The sequence below is a fragment of the Petrimonas sp. genome (assembly GCF_963921705.1).
Classification (GTDB): domain Bacteria; phylum Bacteroidota; class Bacteroidia; order Bacteroidales; family Dysgonomonadaceae; genus Petrimonas; species Petrimonas sulfuriphila.
Map to the genome: position 1 here is coordinate 1,191,064 of NZ_OY997410.1, position 19,561 is coordinate 1,210,624.

At 44.3% G+C, this 19,561-nt stretch carries 11 protein-coding genes and 1 pseudogene; 4 read left to right on the plus strand and 8 right to left on the minus strand.

All coding sequences use genetic code 11. The features are described 5' to 3' along the window. Positions 1 to 12: 12 nt before the first annotated feature. Positions 13 to 516, plus strand: a complete 504-nt coding sequence (locus AACM02_RS05020; RefSeq protein ID WP_332456630.1) for an NAD(P)H-dependent oxidoreductase subunit E — start codon at positions 13 to 15, stop codon at positions 514 to 516. A gap of 1 nt (position 517) precedes the next feature. On the opposite strand, the gene megL is transcribed toward AACM02_RS05020, so the two are convergent. After that, positions 518 to 1,717 (minus strand): methionine gamma-lyase, encoded by a 1,200-nt coding sequence (gene megL / locus AACM02_RS05025; RefSeq protein WP_339116249.1) that lies wholly within the window; start codon positions 1,715 to 1,717, stop codon positions 518 to 520. A gap of 225 nt (positions 1,718 to 1,942) precedes the next feature. Here megL and glyA point away from each other — a divergent pair, with 225 nt between their 5' ends. The 3 genes from glyA (at position 1,943) to AACM02_RS05040 (ending at position 6,594) form a co-directional block, all read left to right on the plus strand. Beyond that, entirely contained in the window at positions 1,943 to 3,223 is a 1,281-nt protein-coding gene (gene glyA, locus AACM02_RS05030) for a serine hydroxymethyltransferase (RefSeq protein ID WP_071137653.1), read from the plus strand. An 11-nt stretch (positions 3,224 to 3,234) separates the two neighbouring features. Further along, positions 3,235 to 5,325 carry an ATP-dependent DNA helicase RecG gene (gene recG, locus AACM02_RS05035; RefSeq protein WP_339116250.1) on the plus strand — a complete coding sequence of 697 codons (2,091 nt, stop codon included), beginning with the start codon at positions 3,235 to 3,237 and terminating at the stop codon, positions 5,323 to 5,325. Positions 5,326 to 5,457: 132 nt separating this feature from the next. Beyond that, positions 5,458 to 6,594, plus strand: coding sequence for an ATPase (locus AACM02_RS05040; protein ID WP_339116251.1), 1,137 nt, complete (start codon positions 5,458 to 5,460; stop codon positions 6,592 to 6,594). Between the two features lie 280 nt (positions 6,595 to 6,874). Here AACM02_RS05040 and AACM02_RS05045 read toward each other — a convergent pair. The 7 genes and pseudogenes from AACM02_RS05045 to AACM02_RS05075 form a co-directional block, all read right to left on the minus strand. Further along, positions 6,875 to 8,005, minus strand: a pseudogene (locus AACM02_RS05045) (transposase); the annotation flags it as partial. 111 nt (positions 8,006 to 8,116) lie between these two features. Then, positions 8,117 to 9,019: an ectonucleotide pyrophosphatase/phosphodiesterase gene (locus AACM02_RS05050; protein WP_339116252.1), complete on the minus strand. Its 903-nt coding sequence runs from the start codon at positions 9,017 to 9,019 to the stop codon at positions 8,117 to 8,119. 55 nt (positions 9,020 to 9,074) lie between these two features. Continuing rightward, the gene (locus AACM02_RS05055) at positions 9,075 to 11,261 is read right to left on the minus strand and encodes a TIM-barrel domain-containing protein (protein WP_339116253.1); all 2,187 of its coding nucleotides are present in this window, start codon (positions 11,259 to 11,261) and stop codon (positions 9,075 to 9,077) included. A 198-nt stretch (positions 11,262 to 11,459) separates the two neighbouring features. Beyond that, positions 11,460 to 12,821: a Gfo/Idh/MocA family oxidoreductase gene (locus tag AACM02_RS05060; protein WP_339116254.1), complete on the minus strand. Its 1,362-nt coding sequence runs from the start codon at positions 12,819 to 12,821 to the stop codon at positions 11,460 to 11,462. A 35-nt stretch (positions 12,822 to 12,856) separates the two neighbouring features. Further along, positions 12,857 to 15,109 (minus strand): GH92 family glycosyl hydrolase, encoded by a 2,253-nt coding sequence (locus AACM02_RS05065; protein WP_339116255.1) that lies wholly within the window; start codon positions 15,107 to 15,109, stop codon positions 12,857 to 12,859. A 7-nt stretch (positions 15,110 to 15,116) separates the two neighbouring features. Then, complete coding sequence (locus tag AACM02_RS05070; protein ID WP_339116256.1) at positions 15,117 to 17,375, minus strand: alpha-galactosidase; 2,259 nt, start codon at positions 17,373 to 17,375, stop codon at positions 15,117 to 15,119. Positions 17,376 to 17,447: 72 nt separating this feature from the next. Continuing rightward, positions 17,448 to 19,475, minus strand: coding sequence for a beta-galactosidase (locus tag AACM02_RS05075; RefSeq protein ID WP_339116257.1), 2,028 nt, complete (start codon positions 19,473 to 19,475; stop codon positions 17,448 to 17,450). Positions 19,476 to 19,561 lie beyond the last annotated feature (86 nt).

Here is a 19,561-nt window from a genome sequence, read left to right on the forward strand (position 1 = left end):
GTATTTAAATACATGCCTGAAGAGAGAGACGTGTTGAAAGTAAAGGTAAACCTGCCTCAAGAGAAGATAGACATCATTAACCGGATCTGTGAATCGTTCGATAATGATCCCGGCGAGCTGATCAACGTTTTGCACGAAGCACAGCACGAATTCGGATACCTGCCGGCAGAAGTCCAGGATGTGGTTGCGCATAACCTGAAAGTTTCCGTGGCACACGTGTATGGTGTGGTAACCTTCTATACCTATTTCACCATGATTCCCAAGGGCGAGTTTCCTATCTCCGTTTGTACGGGAACAGCCTGTTACGTGCGTGGTGCGGAAAAGGTGCTCGAAGAATTTAAGAAAGAACTGAACATAAAGGTGGGCGAAACCACACCGGATGGCAAGTTCTCCATCAATTGCCTGCGTTGTGTGGGCGCGTGCGGGCTAGCACCCGTAGTGCTGGTTGGCGAACGGGTTTACGGACGTGTTTCACCCGACGGGGTAAAGAATATTTTGGACGAGTACAGGAAATAAACTACCGTAACCCATCCAGTCCCTGCTTTAAATCGGCAATGATGTCTGTGGTATTTTCCAGCCCTACAGACAGACGGATAAGCCCGTCGCTGATGTCGCCGGCCAGCCTCTCTTCGGGTGAATACGCGGAGTGAGTCATGCTGGCCGGATGCTGAATGAGGGTTTCGGCATCCCCCAGGCTTACTGAAATGGTCAAAAGCTGCAATCTGTTAAGCAGTTTTTTGCCGGCCTCGATCCCTCCTTTTACTTCAAAAGAGATGATGGCCCCCGGTAACGACATCTGCTTTTTTGCCAGTTCAGCCTGCGGAAACGATGCTAATCCTGGAAACAGGACCGTTTCAACGGCTGCGTGCTTTTCCAGGAACTCTGCCACCTTTTGTGCGTTCTCGCAGTGTTTCTCCATCCGTATCTCAAGTGTTTTTAGCCCGCGTGCAATCAGAAAGGCATCGAAAGGGCTCAGGCTGGCTCCCGTCATGTCCTTTATACCGACAAGCCGGACCCTGTCGATAAATTCTTTCTTTCCGACAACAAAACCCGCAATGACATCGCCGTGCCCGTTAAGGTATTTGGTTGCCGAGTGAACAACAACATCCGCGCCCCATTCTATCGGACGTGTGATGTAGGGTGTGGAAAAGGTGTTGTCGACCATCAACAGGCAATCGGGTTTCCGGTGGACTATTCCCGCTATTGACGGTAAATCCGCAATGTAAAGGGTCGGGTTAGCCGGGGTTTCCAGGTAAACGAGCCGGGTGTTGGGGCGCAGGACCGATTCAATGTTCCGGGGATCGCGGATATCTACAAACGACACCTCAATACCGTATCGGGTGATTCCGTGTTTCAGGTAGGCGAAAGTGCATCCGTAAAGCGTTTTTGAGGCGATAATGTGATCGCCCTGTTCCACACACGACCAAATGGCCGATGTGATGGCGCCCATCCCCGAAGCAGCGGAAACACAGGCTTCCCCGCCTTCCAGCAACCGGACTTTTTCCTCCACCGCGCTACAGGTAGGATTGCCTAGGCGGGTGTAAATATAGCCTTCTTCTTCCAGGGTAAACCGACGTCCACCTTGTTCTGCGGTTTCAAAAGTAAATGCCGAGGTTTGATAGATAGGGTCGCAAAGGGAACCGAACGGATTTTTTTGACGGCCTCCGTGTATGGCTTTTGTTGCAAATCCCGCTTGGTTAACTGGGTAGTTGTGCATAGTGTACGGTATTTAAATAATCAAAATTACACAAATTTATAACAAATTGATTATATAATGGGAGGGAAGCAATAATTTTTTTGCCGAGTTTAAGCATTAAGTCAAGATGCCGATACTGCCGGAGAAAAGTTTCAAAAGCTAAAAACAGACAAATGTATGCATGTCACGCATATTTTGCTTAAATTTGCAGGAAAAAACGGCTAAAACAATATAAATCAACAATAGATGAAACGAGACACACAGATTTTCGAAATTATCGAACAGGAAAAATTACGTCAGTTAAAGGGAATAGAACTTATCGCTTCGGAGAACTTCGTAAGTGATCAGGTGATGCAGGCAATGGGGTCCGTCCTTACCAACAAGTATGCCGAAGGTTATCCGGGCAGGCGTTACTACGGCGGTTGCGAGGTGGTGGATTTAGGTGAGCAATTGGCTATCGACCGCCTGAAGAAGTTGTTCAATGCCGAGTGGGCCAATGTGCAACCGCACTCGGGTGCACAGGCAAATGCAGCCGTTTTTCTGGCTTGCCTGAAAGCGGGAGACAAGTTCCTCGGACTCAACCTTTCGCACGGTGGACACCTTTCACACGGTTCACCGGTAAACTTTTCCGGTTTGATGTTTCAGGCACTGGAATACAACGTCCGGGAGGACAATCAGCAAGTGGATTACGACCAATTGGAATCGGTTGCGCGTGCCGAACGCCCAAAACTGATCATCGCCGGAGCATCAGCCTATTCGCGTGAATGGGATTATGCCCGTATCCGCAAAATCGCCGATGAAATCAAGGCCCTGTTCATGGTGGATATGGCGCATCCTGCCGGACTGATCGCCGCCGGATTGCTGGACAACCCGTTAAAATATGCGCACATAGTAACCTCTACTACCCACAAAACGCTTCGCGGCCCGCGCGGAGGCATTATTTTAATGGGACAGGATTTCGAGAACCCGTGGGGGTTGAAAACGCCGAAGGGAGAAGTGAAAATGATGTCGGCACTGTTGGATTCGGCCGTTTTTCCGGGAATGCAGGGAGGTCCGCTGGAACACGTCATTGCTTCCAAAGCCGTGTCGTTTGGCGAAGCGTTGGATCCCGAATTCAAAACCTACCAGGCACAGGTGAAAAGGAATGCAGCCGTTATGGCCCAGGCATTTGCGGATAAAGGTTACAAAGTGGTGTCGGGAGGTACGGACAACCACATTGTTTTGGTGGATTTGCGGACGAAGTTCCCTGCTCTGACCGGAAAAGTGGCGGAGAAAGTGCTTGTGGAAGCCGATATCACGACCAACAAAAACATGGTCCCGTTCGATAGCCGCAGCCCGTTCCAGACCTCCGGATTGCGTTTTGGAACACCAGCAATCACGACCCGTGGAGCGAAAGAATCGCTGATGGGTGATATTGTGGAAATGATCGACACGGTGCTTGCCGACGTGGAAAACGACAAGACAATAGCATCGGTTCGTGAAAAGGTGAATGCTACTATGAAGCAATTCCCGTTGTTCGCGTGGTAGAATTGCAATAGATGATCCTTCAGACCGACATAAAATTTGTTCCGGGTGTGGGCCCCAAACGGGCGGGGATCTTAAATAAGGAACTCGACGTTTTCACGCTGGGCGATTTGCTACGCTATTATCCTTACCGGTATATCGACCGGAGCCGGATGTATTACGTGCACGAAATCGACGGTAGTATGCCGTACATCCAGCTCAAAGGGAAAATAACGGCTTTCGAAATGTTCGGTGAAGGACGGAAAAAACGGCTTGTGGCGCATTTTACCGATGGTACGGGCTTTATCGATCTGGTGTGGTTTCAGGGTATCCGGTTTGTGGAAAATAAGTACAAGGCCAATCAGGAGTATATCGTTTTCGGCAAACCCACGCTTTTCAACAACCGTTGGAACATAGCCCACCCCGATATTGATCCCTATTTGAGCGAAGCCGACCGGCCCGATGGCCTCATGGCGATGTACAACACCACGGAGAAGATGAAAAACCATTACCTGAATTCGAAAGCCGTTCAGAAAATCATCGAAAATGCGTTTGGAATGATTAACGGCAGGCTTCCGGAATCCCTCTCTGCCGATGTGGTGAAAACGGCTCATCTCATGTCGTTCCACGACGCTGTCGAGAACATTCATTTCCCCAGGAATCCCGTATTGCTGCGGGACGCCGAGTTCAGGTTGAAATTTGAGGAGTTGTTTTTTATCCAGCTTAACATCGTCCGGTATGCTGCCGACCGGAAAGACAAACTCAACGGCTTTGTTTTTAAAAGGGTGGGGAAGTATCTGAATTTGTTTTACGAGAAACACCTGCCGTTTGAACTGACCAACGCGCAAAAACGGGTAATCAAAGAGATCCGCAAGGATACGGCGTCGGGCAAGCAGATGAACCGTCTTTTGCAAGGTGATGTAGGTAGCGGGAAAACGTTGGTGGCGGTCATGTGCATGCTGATTGCGATGGATAACGGTTTCCAGTCCTGCCTGATGGCCCCTACCGAAATTTTGGCGTCACAGCACTTCGAGACTTTCCGCGGGCTGCTGTCGGACATGGATGTGAATGTGGCGTTGCTGACGGGCTCGACCCGGAAAAAAGAACGTGCAGACATCCATGCCGGATTGTTGTCGGGAGACATACACATCCTTATCGGCACCCACGCCCTTATTGAAGATGTGGTGCAATTCAACAACCTGGGATTTGTGGTTATCGACGAACAACATCGTTTTGGTGTGGCGCAGCGTGCGAAACTTTGGTCGAAGAACGAGCATCCTCCACACGTTTTGGTGATGACGGCCACCCCTATCCCCCGTACGCTCGCCATGACGGTCTACGGCGACCTCGATCTCTCCGTTATCGACGAGCTGCCGCCCGGCCGTAAGCCGGTAAAGACGGTGCATCGGTACGACAAGAACCGGGGGGCGCTCTATCAGTTTATCCGGGAACAGATCGGTGCCGGGAGACAGGCCTATATCGTCTACCCACTGATCGAGGAGAGCGAGACGCTCGACCTGAAAAACCTGGAAGAGGGATTTCTCCATATCCGGGAGGCTTTCCCGGAATTTACCGTCTGCAAGATGCACGGACGCATGAAACCTGCCGAGAAGGAGGAGGTGATGCGTCAGTTTGTGAACAACCAGGCGCAAATCATGGTCTCCACCACCGTCATTGAGGTGGGAGTCAACGTGCCCAACGCCTCGGTCATGGTGATCGAGAGTGCCCAGCGTTTTGGCCTGTCGCAGCTACATCAGCTGCGAGGCAGGGTAGGGCGTGGTGCCGACCAGTCCTACTGTATCCTGATCACCCCTTATGAACTCTCTGCCGATACCCGAAAGCGGATGGAGATCATGACCGAGAGTAACGACGGATTCGTTATCGCCGAAGCCGACCTGAAACTACGCGGTCCGGGCGACCTGGAAGGCACGCAGCAAAGCGGTATCCCCTTCAACCTTAAAATAGCCGACCTGGTACGGGATAACGCCATCCTGTTCCGCGCCCGCGAGGTTGCGGAAAGCATCATCTCCCGGGACCCCAAGCTCTCACAGCCGGAGCATCTGGTGTTGAAACAACAACTCAGCCGTTTGAGCGGAAACCGCTACGATTGGGGAAGGATTGGGTGAACACCCTGTTCAATCAAATTTCGAAGCGGATAATTTTTCGATCACTTTTTTGTGCTTGTGTTATACTTTTATAAGTTATATTTTTGTAAGTTATAAATATATAAGTTATCTTTGTCGAAATACAGGATAATTATGAATACACCATTTGTTTATGGGAAATTACCTCAACGTATCGATTTTACAGATAGGGAAAAAGAGTTGGAACGGTTGAAAAATAATTTCAATTCGCTTGTCAATACCATGATCATATCGCCTCGCCGTTGGGGTAAAACGTCTTTAGTAAAGATGGCATCCTTGTTGGCAACTCAGGAAAACAAGAAGCTTAAGGTCGTGCATATGGATGTTTTCAACATTCGGAGTGAGTATGAGTTTTACCTGTTATTGGCAAACGAAGTGTTGAAAGCAACCTCTTCCGGATGGGATGATTTAGTGAAACACACCCGATTTTTTTTGAAGCAGCTTATGCCGCAAGTTTCTTTTTCTCCCGACAAGCAGAGCAAGATATCTTTTTCTATTGGCTGGGAAGAGTTACAAAAGCATCCCGACGACATTCTCAACCTGGCGGAGAATATAGCCCAAAAAAAAGATTTGAGTATTGTCGTCTGTATTGATGAGTTTCAGAATATCGCGTCGTTTGAACATTCTGATGTATTTCAGCGGAAACTGCGGGCGCATTGGCAGACCCATCAAAAGACAGCCTATTGTTTGTATGGGAGTAAACAGCATATGTTGCTGGATGTTTTTTCGAATTACTCCATGCCTTTCTACAAATTTGGAGATATCCTGTTTTTAGAAAAAATACCGACCTCCAATTGGGTTTCGTTTATTCAAAAACGTTTTGTCGACACCCAAAAAGAGATTTTCCCGGAGGAGGCTGAACGGATTGCTCTACTGGCTGATAATCATTCTTATTACGTGCAGCAGTTAGCACAACAGGTATGGTTTCGAACGGTCAAACGTGTTACTTTGCCTATTGTGGAAAATGCGTTTGATGATATTATCAACCAGCTCAGTCTGCTTTTTGTGAATATGACTGATCTATTGAGTACAAGGCAATTGTCATTACTGAAAGCTATATTGAATAATGAAAAACAGTTAACTTCAAAAGCTACGCTGGCAAAATATGACTTGGGGACTTCTGCCAATGTGATTCAGTTGAAAAAGCGTCTTATCGACCTGGATATCATCGATGAGATGCAGGGTGGCATTCGTTTTTTGGATCCGATGTATAAACATTGGTTAGCGACACATTATTTTACAATTCGATAGACGTTATTGTTATCATTTTGCCCCATGTTTGAATTTTGTGAGATGGTGCTAAGCAGGATGGATCACAAATAATGCTTGTTTTCGCCAAACACAGGGTTGTCCCAATCAGAATCCTTGTAAGGATCGATGTAGGGTATTCCCGTGGCCGGGTCGGGTTGGCTTCTTCCAAAACATCTTTCGTCCGCTGTAAGCCTTCTGCAGTTAATTTCGTATGGATGCAGGCATGTAAACTGTCGAAAATAGGAGTTAAAACCGGTTCAAAAGATGATTTCCATTTGTTCATCATCCTTTTGAAGTTGAACCCGGCAGCTGCGGGCATCACGTTGATCTCATCCCCGGTAATTCCCTTGTAGTAATTGCGCGAGAGGCGGTGATCTTCTTTCAGGTGTTCGATTACCGGCTCAATGCCCGCACGCTTGCGGAAGTACTTTCGCTCTTTATTCTTTCGATACGTACTCAATGCTTTCTTAAAGGACTTGGGGATGTGGATGAGTGTATCCCTGACTTTACTTCTTCCCCGGTACCCCCTGTCGCAGATACCGTTTCGGGGTTTTCTTTCCGTCAACTTCTCCACTTGCTCGATAGCCTTGTCTAGCGTGTGCCCGTCAAATTCATTTCTAAAACTCAGTGCACCTGCAATTACACCGCTGCCGGTTCGTGTGATGGATGCCTTGTTTCCAAACTCGTACAGTTTATGCTCTTTCCCCTTGCTGATGCATTGCACATTAACCTTGGCGCCCAGTTTCCTTTCCACGTCGCGTACCAGCCGTCCGGCTATGGTGCGCACCTTCTTATCGGCTTTCCTGGCTTTACCCCTGTTTCGTGGGTGATTTCGGAAGCGCTGATCGTAGGAAAGATCTTTTAAAATTCGCGTGTAACTTTGGCGCAAATCCAAACTGTTCCTGTCTGCTATCTTCCAGCACCTCTTGATAATCTTCTTTGCCAGTTTGTCATCCGTGGGGAAGGTGATATTTTTCTCCTGGACAGTGGTGTCGATGTAAACGTCCTTGTCGTTCGAGTCTTTACCATTGATACGGATGCTCTCCCTTAAGATCAGCTCAATACCCTCTTTGCCGATGCGGTGACGGAAATGAACCAGTTCTGACGCTTCACAAGGAACACGAGGTTGGAATTCCTGTTCACCACAAAAATACTGGTAGTAATTGTTTTCACTCTATTGTTCCACCACGCTTTCATCCGAGAGATCTCGGATGTGTTTCAGGATCAATAATCCCACCATCAGGCGAATGGGCTTCGCCGGACGCCCGTTATCGGGGCAATACAGGGGTGAGAACTCTCTTTCAAACATCTCCCAATCAATTTTATTGGCCGGCGGGTGCTTATGATTCAATGTGCTTTCCAGTGAAAAGAACAATAAGTGTTGTGAGCGATCTTGTTGTTTTGCCAGCATGATTTTCTGCAAGATTTATATCTCAAATATACGAAAACTTGCAAAATTAACCAAGGAAAATATCTACTATTTTGCTGTATTATAGACTAATGAATGCTTTTTAAGGGTCGACTAATTAATAAAAGCATCGATTAATGGAGTTCCGGAAATGTATCCATTTAATTCAAATCCCAATAAATATGCAACCGTCGGTGCAAGATCATATATAAAGACAGGATGTTCTATTTTATATCCTTTTTTTACTTTTTTCCCTGAAATTAAAAATGGAACAATCATCTCATCGGGGTGGATACCTCCATGGCTGTGCTCAAACCCACCATGATCGGAGACTACGATAACAACTGTCTCTTCATATATACCAGATCTTTTCAAACGTTCGAGGAAGACACCTATCAGACTGTCCGCTCTTTCAATAGCAAATGCATATCCTTCGGAACGATAGCCATTGTGGTGCCCGGCGTGGTCCACATGGTCTACATGTACAAAAGTGAGATCAGGTCTTCTTTTGTCTATGAAATCACAAGCATCCTCAGTCACTATATTTTCACTACCACCCGATTTACTGACATCACATACTCCCCTTTCTATAAAATTGTTAAATTTATCCCAATGGTGAAAGGTGCCAATTACTGCATCGGGATGATGTTTGCGCGTTTCGCCAAAAATAGTGGGAAACATATCATAATCTGATTTAAATACCGGCTCCAGTAGTTTCTCTTCAACGGTCCAGCCGTTAGATCCCACGCCATGCTTTTCAACAGTGGCACCGGTTATCATCGAGCTCCAGGCAGGGCCACTCCTGCTCGGTATGACAGTCCTGGCACTCAATGTCCAGGCACCGTTTTTCATTAATTCGTTCATGTGGGGTGTTTTTGCTATTTCAAATCCGTGGGACCCTAGCCCATCAATCCCTATCACTAGCACATACGGAACTTTTCTTTTATCTCTTCCCGAAATTTGGCAAGAGTGGAATCCTACAACCCCCAACAATATCACAAAGATAATCTTTTTCATAATGCATCTTTTAATTAAATTCTGAGATGGAACTACAGTTCCTGATTTTTTATATCTATAACCGGACAACAATTTTTTTCCCTTCATACAATACTGTGTGGGTAACAGTTTTTGTTTTATTGGTTACGATTTTATCCAATTTGCCAGCAAGTACAATTTGGAAAGTGCGTTTTTTAAGACATTCCGGATAACTACCTTCTGATTCACCAATAATTAGCAGTTTCTCAGCCTCGTTATATAGAATGGGAATTTTTTGGAATTGTCCATTCTTATAGTTGAAATGCTCATTCTCGTCTTCATATAGAGTAAAGGAAGCATTGGTACCCGGGTAAACATGTAATTTAATGGGATCGGGTATTTGTTCTGTACTGTATTGCATTACCGGTCCCATGGGAATGATTGATCCACTTTTCACAAACAATGGCATTTTCTCAATAGGTGCATCTGCTTCTATCTCCTGCCCTCCAGCATATGCATTACCGGTCCAGAAATCGAACCATTGGCACCCCTTGGGTAGATAAACCCGTCGGCTGATAGCTCCCGATTCGGTAATCGGGCAAACCAGAAATTCATGACCAAACATGAATTGATCGGTGATATTGTGTGTCTTGGAGTCATGTATGAAATCAAACGGCAAAGCACGCATAAGAGTAAAACCATTGAAAGTGACTTGGGCTGAAAGAGAATAAATGTAGGGCAACAACCGATAACGCAATTCGATAAATTTGGAGAGAATTTTCTGCGTTTCTTCGCCATACGACCAAATCTCGTTCTCGCCACTGCGGTCACCAGGATAACGACGTCCATGGCTTCTAAAGATAGGACAAAAAGTGCCATATTGGAACCAACGAGTAAATAGCTCCTGGTATGTCGAGTCAGTTGGATCTCCTCCTTTATATCCACCAATGTCCGTAGTCCAGAATGGAAGTCCTGACATACAGAAATTCAATCCGGCAGGAATCTGTCTTTTCAATTCCTCAAAAGTGGCATCCACATCACCCGACCAGACGGTTGTACCAAATTGTTGCTGTCCAGTGAAACCCGATCGGGTCAACACAAATACCCGTTTGTCGGATTCTCTCACCTGTCGTTCGTAGACACCTTTTATGCTGAAGTAAGAATATGTGTTCAGATATTTTGCTGCAGCACCTAGGTAACATTTGCTTTGAATGAGATCTCTCCAATCCTCGGGTTCGGTAGCATCAAACCACCAACCATCCACCCCTTTATAGAGGTACGATTTACTGAGCAATTGATAATAGAGTCCAACGGCATCCGGGTTAAAAGCATCATATACCTGTGAATTAAAGGCTGTCATGATATCAAGTAAATAGCCCTTGCTATTTAATAATTCCCAGTTTTTGATACCCGGGGTAAAGGAGGGCCACACGGAAACCAACAATTTGCAATGATATTCTTCATGTAGCGTGTTGATCATCTCTTCGGGATCGGGAAATGTTTCTTCATCGAAGACAAAGGAGCCAAACCCCTGATCATCCCAATGATAGTAATCGAGGATAATTACATCCAGGGGAACTTTCAGTTTTCGTTGTTTCCTTACTACACCTAGTAATTCTTCTGCAGAGCTATATCGGTTGCGGCTTTGCATATAACCCAGCGCCCATCGTGGATACATGGGAACCTCTCCTGTAAGTTGGCGGTTTTGTGAAATAATTTCGTCGCAACTGTTTCCCTTGATAAAATAGTATTGTACTTTCTCCCCGACATCAGACCAGAGGTAGGAACTGTCAGCAACATCTTTGTAGACCGTACGGGAATAGTTGTCCCAAAGGATTCCGTAGCCTTCTGAAGAAAGCAGGAACGGCACCGATACTTTTGTGTTTTCCTGCACCAGTTCAATCTCCATGTTTCGAAGGTTGAGCTCACCGTGAAGGTGTTGCCCCAGTCCGTAGAGTGCCTCCTCCTGCTTCCAATGAAAATGCTGAATAACATGATGTCGCTTCCCTGTATATTCATTCTCATAGGGAATTAAATCGTTGTCTTTAGCGGTAAGTAACAACCGTTTTTTTTGGTCATAATAACTAATCTCTCCCGAAGATCGATTCACGGATATGAACAAACTGTCTGTTGATAGTGACACGGATTCCTGTTCTATTTTCACAGAATGAGCATGTCTTACCTTGTCACGATCTCTTACAATCAGACTGGGAACTGTAAGGATTGAATCGGAACAGGATACTGCCATTTTTATAACAGTGGGGCTTATTACTTCCAGTAACATTCTTTTTTTTGTTTTCCCACTTGTTCTTGCGTTGAGTTCAATCAGTACGCCATTTTCGGTTTTAATCACATTCCTGTTTGCACAACTCCAATAAAAAGAGAGCGATAGGATTAGAAAAAAATATTTTACATTTATCATCTTATACCATCATTATTTTAATTTGACTCCGCAGACATCATAAAATATGAATGTGCTGTGTTACAATCGTTGATAAGTCTTCTTTTCCTGCGGTTTGATTGAGGTCAAATCGGCTATTTTGACCGGTTCTCCCGTTGCAATACTATTACGTGCAGCAATCCCCACCAAACATGCCAACGCACCGTCTCTTGTGCCGGCACATTGTTGCAACGGATCGGAGATACCGGGTAGAAAAATCTGATCGCGCAACAAATCGTCACCTCCACCATGTCCTGAGGTACCATGAGGGACGTTGATGTATTGCCTTTTTGAAAAGTTTTTGAATAATATGATCTGATCATAATCGACATCATTGACAGGCTTTGATTCCTGTATCCATGCATCAATGCGTCCTTTTGTTCCGTTAAATGCGATCCGGTAGCCTTCGTAAGGCGAGTAGGCGGTCAACGAGTAGGATACTTGCACTCCATTCTTGTATCGAATTGAAGCAGCCATCTTGTCAAAAATATTGATGTCATTTTTAAATACACATCCATCCCTCAAATAGCCGTCATGTTTTTCATTGTCGACATATATCTTTTTGTAGTACTCGTTCCTGGTTACATCCCAATAGAAATTGCATTTTTCCGTGTGAGGACATGCACGGCAGTTTTCCGCCCTGTATGATCCGTTATTACCATAAAAGTCGAGGGATCCAAGACCGAATACAGTTTCCGGGTCACTATCGATCCACCAGTTTAGCAGGTCGAAATGGTGGCTTGCTTTATGTACCCATAGCGAACCGCTTTTTTCGACCAGCCGGTGCCAGCGTCTGAAATAATCTGCGCCATGAGAAGTGTCGAGGTACCAATGAAAATCGACAGAGGTTAAATCGCCTATTTCACCATTGCGAAGCAACTCCCACATTTTTGCACGATGTGGAGAATAACGATAATTAAATGTTACACGGCATTTCTTGCCTGTACGTTTCTCGGCATCCATGATCGCCTGTATTTTTATTTCGTCCGTGGTCATGGGCTTTTCAGTCAACACATCGGCACCAGATTCCATTCCTTTCACAATAAACTCATGATGTGTTGAGTCGACTGTAGTGACGATCAACAGTTGAGGTCTGGTCTCCTTCATCATTTTGTCAAAGTCGGTATATGTGGGACAATTTACGCCTATGATTTCACGTGCGGTTTCCAGTCGTCCCGGATTGATATCACATAATCCGACGAATTGCAATTGATCGGGATAACGTCGCACCAGATCTCTTCCCCACATGCTACATCCCCTCGAGCCTGTGCCAACCAGGGCGATTTTTAATTTATTTCCGGTATTCGTTAGCGGACGCATATTCTGTGCTCCCCAAAGTGGATTGATCAGGGTGCTCCCCGCGATCACTCCAGATGTCTTGATAAAATTTCTTCTTGTTGTCATATGATAATTCTCTTTTATTATTCCGTTCTTATAAATTATTCAGTGCCCCACTTTTTATTTGGTGTAGACCCCATCTCAAATATGAGTTCACCGCCCGCAATAAGGAGTTCATGGGTGATAAATGCGTGATGATAGGACTTCCCATTTAATTTTGCCGATTGAATGTAGATGTTCTTTTCATTCAGATTTCGGGCTTTAATCATAAACTTCCTCCCGGGGTACACTTTCGGATCAAGTTTAATCGTGACGACATCAAAAATGGGAGCTGTAAGGTTGTATCGGGTATTACCCGGACACACCTGGTATAATCCCATGGCACTCAAGGCATACCATGCGGCCATGCATCCGTAGTCGTCATCCATCTCAAGCAGATAGCCATCCGGTGAATTTTTGTAGATTTTTCTAAAGATGGGTTCAGGAAAGAAATCATGTGTCCCATAATATTGTACAACAGGTTCGGTGAGCAGTTTTCTCACCCATTTTTGTGTTAACCAGGGTGCACCTGCGTCATTGAATAGAAAGGGCGTCTGCAAGTCGATCTGGTTCCCCGCCGTATATAGATCATGATCAAAGAAGTACTCCAGTTCCTTGATGAATGCTTCTTTTCCTCCAAAAGCACCGATCAAACCGGGCACATCATGCAATACGTTCCATCGCCAATGCCATTTACTGCCTTCGTAGGTGTATTTCTCCCGATTTTCCCTTGGGTCATCCGGAAAATCAAGCCAAGTTCCATCTGCCTTCCGTGCCCTGAAAAACCGGATATCCTGATCCCATGTATTTTTCCAGTAGTGAGACCGTTTCATGAAATAGTCATGGTCGGATTGATTTTCCAACTCCCTAGCCAGTTGTGCCATACACCAGTTGTCCCAGCAATATTCTCCTGTCTGGTCGGGACGCGCCGGAATAAATCCGATCGTGTCGTACCGTTCCGGCATTTGAAGCAGGGCTTCCTTGCGCATATAAGGATATACCTCTTTCAAGTCTGTAGGGAATAAATTTTTCATGTAGGCATCTGCCATTACCATCAGCATGTGTTCGTGGCGGCATGTAAAAGGCACGCTGCATCCATCTTTTCCTTTTGCAACAAACATTACACCGTGGGCCGGGTGGTCGGTCTCAGGAAAGGGAGCCCAATTGTCGGCCTGCATATACAGATCGCGAAGAGAAGCAACAATATCTTTGTATACCGAAGGTTGAAATAAGCTGTAGAGCGGATATTTGGTGCGGAACGAATCCCAGAAAGCATACCCTCCATAATGTTTGTACCCTTCAGCCTGGTGTGTATTGCAATCCAGTCCGGGGTATGTGCCGGAGACATCCGAATAGACCACTGGCAGGAAGCAACTATGGTATAGAGCTGTGTAGAAGATTGTCTTGTCTTCTTCGTTCTTACCTTCCACTTCAATGGATCCCAGTACCTCGTTCCATTCGGCAAACGCATCTTCCTTTACTTGGTCAAAATCCCATCCGGGACAATCATGTTCCATGTTTTCGTAGGCAGCTTCCAAACCGGTGAAGGATATGCCTACCTTGAAGCGTATTTCTTCCGACGTTTGATTAAAATCGCAGACAATACCGTTTCCGACGATACCGTTAAGTGCATCACCGGCAATAAGTGTGTCGTTTTCCCAAACAGTTGTTGTTGTTATTGGCGTATTCGACTTCAACACAAAATAGAAACCATCTACCGATCCTTCAATTGTATGCTCATCTTTCAACGAAGAAATCATGCCCAACGAGCGATTTCCAGTATTGAGAAATATCTTACCATCACTCCCTTCGGGGAACGTATACCGGTGCATGCCGACATTTTGTGTTGCTGTCAATTCCGCTTTGATGTGGTCCTCCGTCAACGTTACGGCATAATATCCGGCCTTGGCAAATTCAGATGTTTTATCGATCTCCAGTACGGGATTGATAAAGAAGGTATCGGTTTTCTCCCCGGTAAAAGGCACAATGGAAATGACTCCTGCCCGATCATGAATACTTCCTCCTCCTGAACTTCCCCGGTGTAAATGGCTAAATCCTCTTACGTGTCGATCGGAATAGTCATAGCCCGAGTGGGCCAGGTTGCCGTGAGCGGTCAGGCTGCCGGGATAGGTGTCGGGGCATAATTCCACTTTCCCAAAGGGAGTCAATGCCGCCGGAAGCCAGTGGCCGTGATCACCTTGTGTGCATATAAACGGATTCAAGTATGCCGCGGGTTGTTTGTATTTTGAGCATGATATAATTAACAAACTACACAATAAAAACAGATCCCATTTGAATATCGTATTGAATTTCATATTACTTTTATTTTGAAAGTTCAATAATTTCTTGTCCATACTTTTGTAGGGATAATGTAACAGCTCCGCCTTGAAGTTCCTTTCCTGTGAAATAACCAAGATCGGCATCATTTAATAATGCTTTGAGGTGATATCTGCTATCAGGGAAAACCCATGGTATATAAATACTCTGTTTTTCAACGCCACCATTTCCCCTTAGTATTACTACTGCTCCGTATCCTTGGTTGTTAAGCTTTCCCCACCAGTGCCATCCTTCATCTGTTAATGTAGGAACTCCACTATATTGAAAGTGAGAATAAATATTATACTTTTTCTGAAGCGTGTTCACTATTGCAAAACGGTCACGGTAACGTTCTATATTTTCGGTAGTAAGTGATGTCAGATCGCCGGAAAAGGATAATGGTGCCCCCATCAACCAACTGCATATTTGTCTGTCTTGTATTTGGGGTGTCAGGCTTCCCTTGTAGTTGGTGATAGAGGCCCCAAACACCTCTATACGCTCAAGAGGTAATCCTCTATGGTCATACCAAAGCTTTCTGGCTCTGAAGCAGCCTTCTATAAGCTTTTGACTTAGGCTATCATTGTTCATGTTCCATGAATTATTTACCAGTTGACCTCTCATGCCCGCTCCCCAGTATTCATTAGGCGATGAGTGATATAAGTCAGCATGTTTCAAAACAGCAATATCTCCCGGTGGCCCGGGTGTACTCCAGTAAATTTCATGCGAAAGTTGCAAGACTATTTCCGGTCCCATTTGATGTATTTTGTCCTGAGATGCAAGTAAGCCTCGCAGTCCTCTTAAATAGGACTCTTTCAAAGTACGGCTCTCATGTCCTTTTGCCAAATCTCCATAGCATATATTACTCAAATCCTGTTTGAAATAGCTTGTTCCATAAGTTTTATTTAAATAAACGATATCGTTCACATATTTATTCCTTCCTTTTTTATAAGCGAAGCTTATTCCCAAACCTCCTGCTCGTTTTACCATCGGTACGCTAAACAATGGGACTTTTTCAAGTTCAGCATCTTCCTGTTCCATAAAAACCGAATACCACAATCCCGGCATCATATTCTTAGAACGAATATATAAATTCAATCTTTTCATATCCGGGAATTTTTCAGTGTCGGGACAAATAGTCGATATACCCCATTGGTTTGGATTACTAGTTTTTGACCAGCCTGCATCTATCTGGAAACAATTAAAACCGATACGTGAAGCTATGTCTGCAGCCTGTCTCATACTACTGTCATTAATATTAGCGCCGTAATTAGTCCAGGTACAGAATAGGGGAGCTACCATTTTTTTCAAGTTAGTCTGTAACAATACTTTTTCTTTTAGAAAATTCCGAAAATCCTTTTCTACACAACGATCAAGTGCTGTAGAGGACATTCCGTTTTTATTAAAGTTGTTCCCTGAAAACGCATATAAAAAAACCGGCTCAGATTCAAATGTTTCGTTTGGACCAACAATCCATTCAAAATAATCAGGATGGTACCCTGCAATACCCCTGTCATTTAACAACCGCAACCTGGATGGTATTTCACTGCCAATAATGATTCCTCTTGCGTTATTTCCATTACCTAAAGCAATGATGCTTGGATCTATTTCCTTTGTTTTTGGAGTTAAATGGGTGGTCGTAAAATAGTTATTAAGTTTAACTTCAAAGACGTTCAGATGCGTAATTTTAATCCAGTTTTTGCTTTTATTTATGAAATTAATTCTTTGACGAATTACCGGATAACCATCGTATATCTCATAAATCATTTCAACCAGCATGCCTTTATATTTTGTTCCGGTTACTTTATAAGTCAATGTAAGTTGTAAAGACCCTTCTGAGATACTTTTTATTTCTTGAGCCTTCAATTGTAACGATTTGTCTTTTGAATAAATCATTAAAGAATCTATCCATTGAACAGATTGTAGCGAATGGTTATTATTATGTTGTATATATAGCGCATCCGTTTGATTTTTTACAGATGCTTTCTGTTCCACATTGGTCAGCACGGTCTCTATTCCTTGTGGCTCTTTATTAGGATCTGCTTTCCATAAAGCGAAGGAGAAATAATAAGTTCCGGTAAATAATGTATCAGACTTTACATGCATCGTCACGCCAGCCGAATATTTGTCTAATGATATTTCACTACTTAATATTCCCGAATTAATTAATGCTCTCTGATTATCGTGTATTATTCTCCATTCATGACCACTCTTGTTACATGCAAGAATGATTAATAATATGATGGGAAAGAATGTTTGATATTTCATGCGATTAACATTCTTGATTTTCAATTGTGTCGTATAGGACTCTCTTTGATCATTTGCAATAATCAATATTTTCTATTCCTGTGCACCTATGATTGGAGTTGGAGAATGCGTAAACATATATGGTTTAGTTTTCCCCTGAGCCAGATCATACATCCTTTCATGTGCAACTGTGGCTGCTGTTACCAGATCATGATAGGGCAGCAAACAGATATCAAGCAATCCTATGTTGTAATTCTCACCATCGCGCCGACCCAGTAGGGCCTGGTCTGCCCATTGAAACCAGTGCATGCCAATAATCTCGGAACGGGAAAATCCATTTTCAGCATACATGCGATACGCCTTTCCCCGCTCTTTCTGTGTGAGGGTGGTTTGTAATCCGCTGGAAGGCAATCCACCGTCTAAAGCACAACCGAAGTGCCACTCACTGAGGAGTATCGGACGGCCACTTATCCGGGATATCTCTTCTGTTGGAGGAGGCACCGGGGACGTGTAGGCGCTCATCGATAATACATCAAAATAGCGGGCCGGTTTCACCAAAATATCGGTACTAATCCATGCATACCGCATACCCAGGTTCAAGTGGTTTGGATCGACCTTCTTTACCTCTTCACATACTACTTTTACATATTCATCGACCATGATAGCAGTAAATTCTCTAAAATCAATTATGGATGATTCCGATGGATATTTTTTGAAGGTTTTCAACAATATCTCATCGATGGATCTCAAAGATAAATTCCACACTATGTTAAAGGAATGGATATCTTTATATTTATCTTTCAACCATCTGACAAACTCGAGCTTACTGTAGCTCAGCTGATTTGTAGCGAACATCTCATAAGCTATCACATGATCGCCAAAAGCCCATTTTGGCTCGTTGCACAGGAAATAACCCAATAATTGTTTGTCATCTTTCAAGGGAAGCAGCTGAAGAGCATATTCTGCAGCGCTGTTACGGTATTCAGGAGCATATACATCCGGAAAATCCCTGAACAGATATACTTCGGTCGACGGGAATCCATTCATGTGGTGCACATAGGGAAGATTGCTTTCTTTTCCAAAATTCTTTTCGCTCCAGTTCCCTACCGTATTAAACCGCCATTTTTTCATCATTTTTGGTGTCGTTACCTTCCACTTCTCCAGCCATTGATCGCCGTATACGCGCATTTGATTGGCCTGGAAATAATCAATTCTTTTTAAAGGGCCCTGTAAGGAATAGATAGAGGCGAACTTTCCCTCTTTTTCAGGCATCCACTCCAACAGATCTTCCATCTCATTATATACGCATGACTGTGAGGATGTGATACAGTTGATACCTGTGCTGAGGAAAGCACAACCTTCAGGATCAACAAACCACCAACGTTTACCGTCGTGATGCACCCTGAAGAATCCGGTAGCTTCGAAACGAATGGCTTTCAACCCACCGTACTGACTCCATCCACTTGGAAAGGATGCGTGAGATATCGATTTTTCAGTTTGACGCATGTTCTTTTCCAATTGTTTTTCACTGTGTACTTTTCCCTTCCATTCACGACCAGTCCACTGACCGAATTGATCAACATATTTTTTCTGTGGAGCCTTGTAATTTTTGGGTATTTGATCGGTCAGATAAACTGATGCAATCTCAATTTCAGGAGCAAAATTGGGTTCCAATGAAGGGAAAAAACGGAGGCTGAATTGTTCCACCTCTTCCATGTCAATGCGGCTGCCTGTGAGAACCCCTTTCAGTTGACGGGGAAAACGTGGAAGGAAAATCGTTTGTGAGGTCAAATATTCAAAAGGGAAGATAACCTGCGTCTTCAGTTTTGGCAAAACTCCTATCGTGCACTTCAACCAAGGTTTGATTAATCCCTCTTTTTCTTTCCGAATGGGTTCATTTTTACGAAAAAAACAAATATCTAACAAGAGTGTGTGCGCATTGGGATGGTATATTTCACACACCATGTATTTCACTCTTGTCCAATCCACATCATTCCTTTCAATTGCTAAGTTTAACTCCCTTTTATTCCCCGATGCTTTGATATTTAATACCTGTTTTCCAAATTCATCAGACCATTTTTTTGAATGGATCAAATCGGCGTGTTCTACAGATTGTTCCAAATCAAAGTCATATCGAATTTGACTGTAAAGTAAAGTGTTGCTCAAGAACAATAGAGAGAATAATAAAGCATATTTCATACAGGCTT

Bases quoted from the DNA above. Each gene is read 5' to 3' on its own strand.
- AACM02_RS05020 (WP_332456630.1), top strand. From the start codon at position 13: ATGCCTGAAGAGAGAGACGTGTTGAAAGTAAAGGTAAACCTGCCTCAA.
- megL (WP_339116249.1), bottom strand. From the start codon at position 1,717: ATGCACAACTACCCAGTTAACCAAGCGGGATTTGCAACAAAAGCCATA.
- glyA (WP_071137653.1), top strand. From the start codon at position 1,943: ATGAAACGAGACACACAGATTTTCGAAATTATCGAACAGGAAAAATTA.
- recG (WP_339116250.1), top strand. From the start codon at position 3,235: ATGATCCTTCAGACCGACATAAAATTTGTTCCGGGTGTGGGCCCCAAA.
- AACM02_RS05040 (WP_339116251.1), top strand. From the start codon at position 5,458: ATGAATACACCATTTGTTTATGGGAAATTACCTCAACGTATCGATTTT.
- AACM02_RS05050 (WP_339116252.1), bottom strand. From the start codon at position 9,019: ATGAAAAAGATTATCTTTGTGATATTGTTGGGGGTTGTAGGATTCCAC.
- AACM02_RS05055 (WP_339116253.1), bottom strand. From the start codon at position 11,261: ATGTTACTGGAAGTAATAAGCCCCACTGTTATAAAAATGGCAGTATCC.
- AACM02_RS05060 (WP_339116254.1), bottom strand. From the start codon at position 12,821: ATGACAACAAGAAGAAATTTTATCAAGACATCTGGAGTGATCGCGGGG.
- AACM02_RS05065 (WP_339116255.1), bottom strand. From the start codon at position 15,109: ATGAAATTCAATACGATATTCAAATGGGATCTGTTTTTATTGTGTAGT.
- AACM02_RS05070 (WP_339116256.1), bottom strand. From the start codon at position 17,375: ATGAAATATCAAACATTCTTTCCCATCATATTATTAATCATTCTTGCA.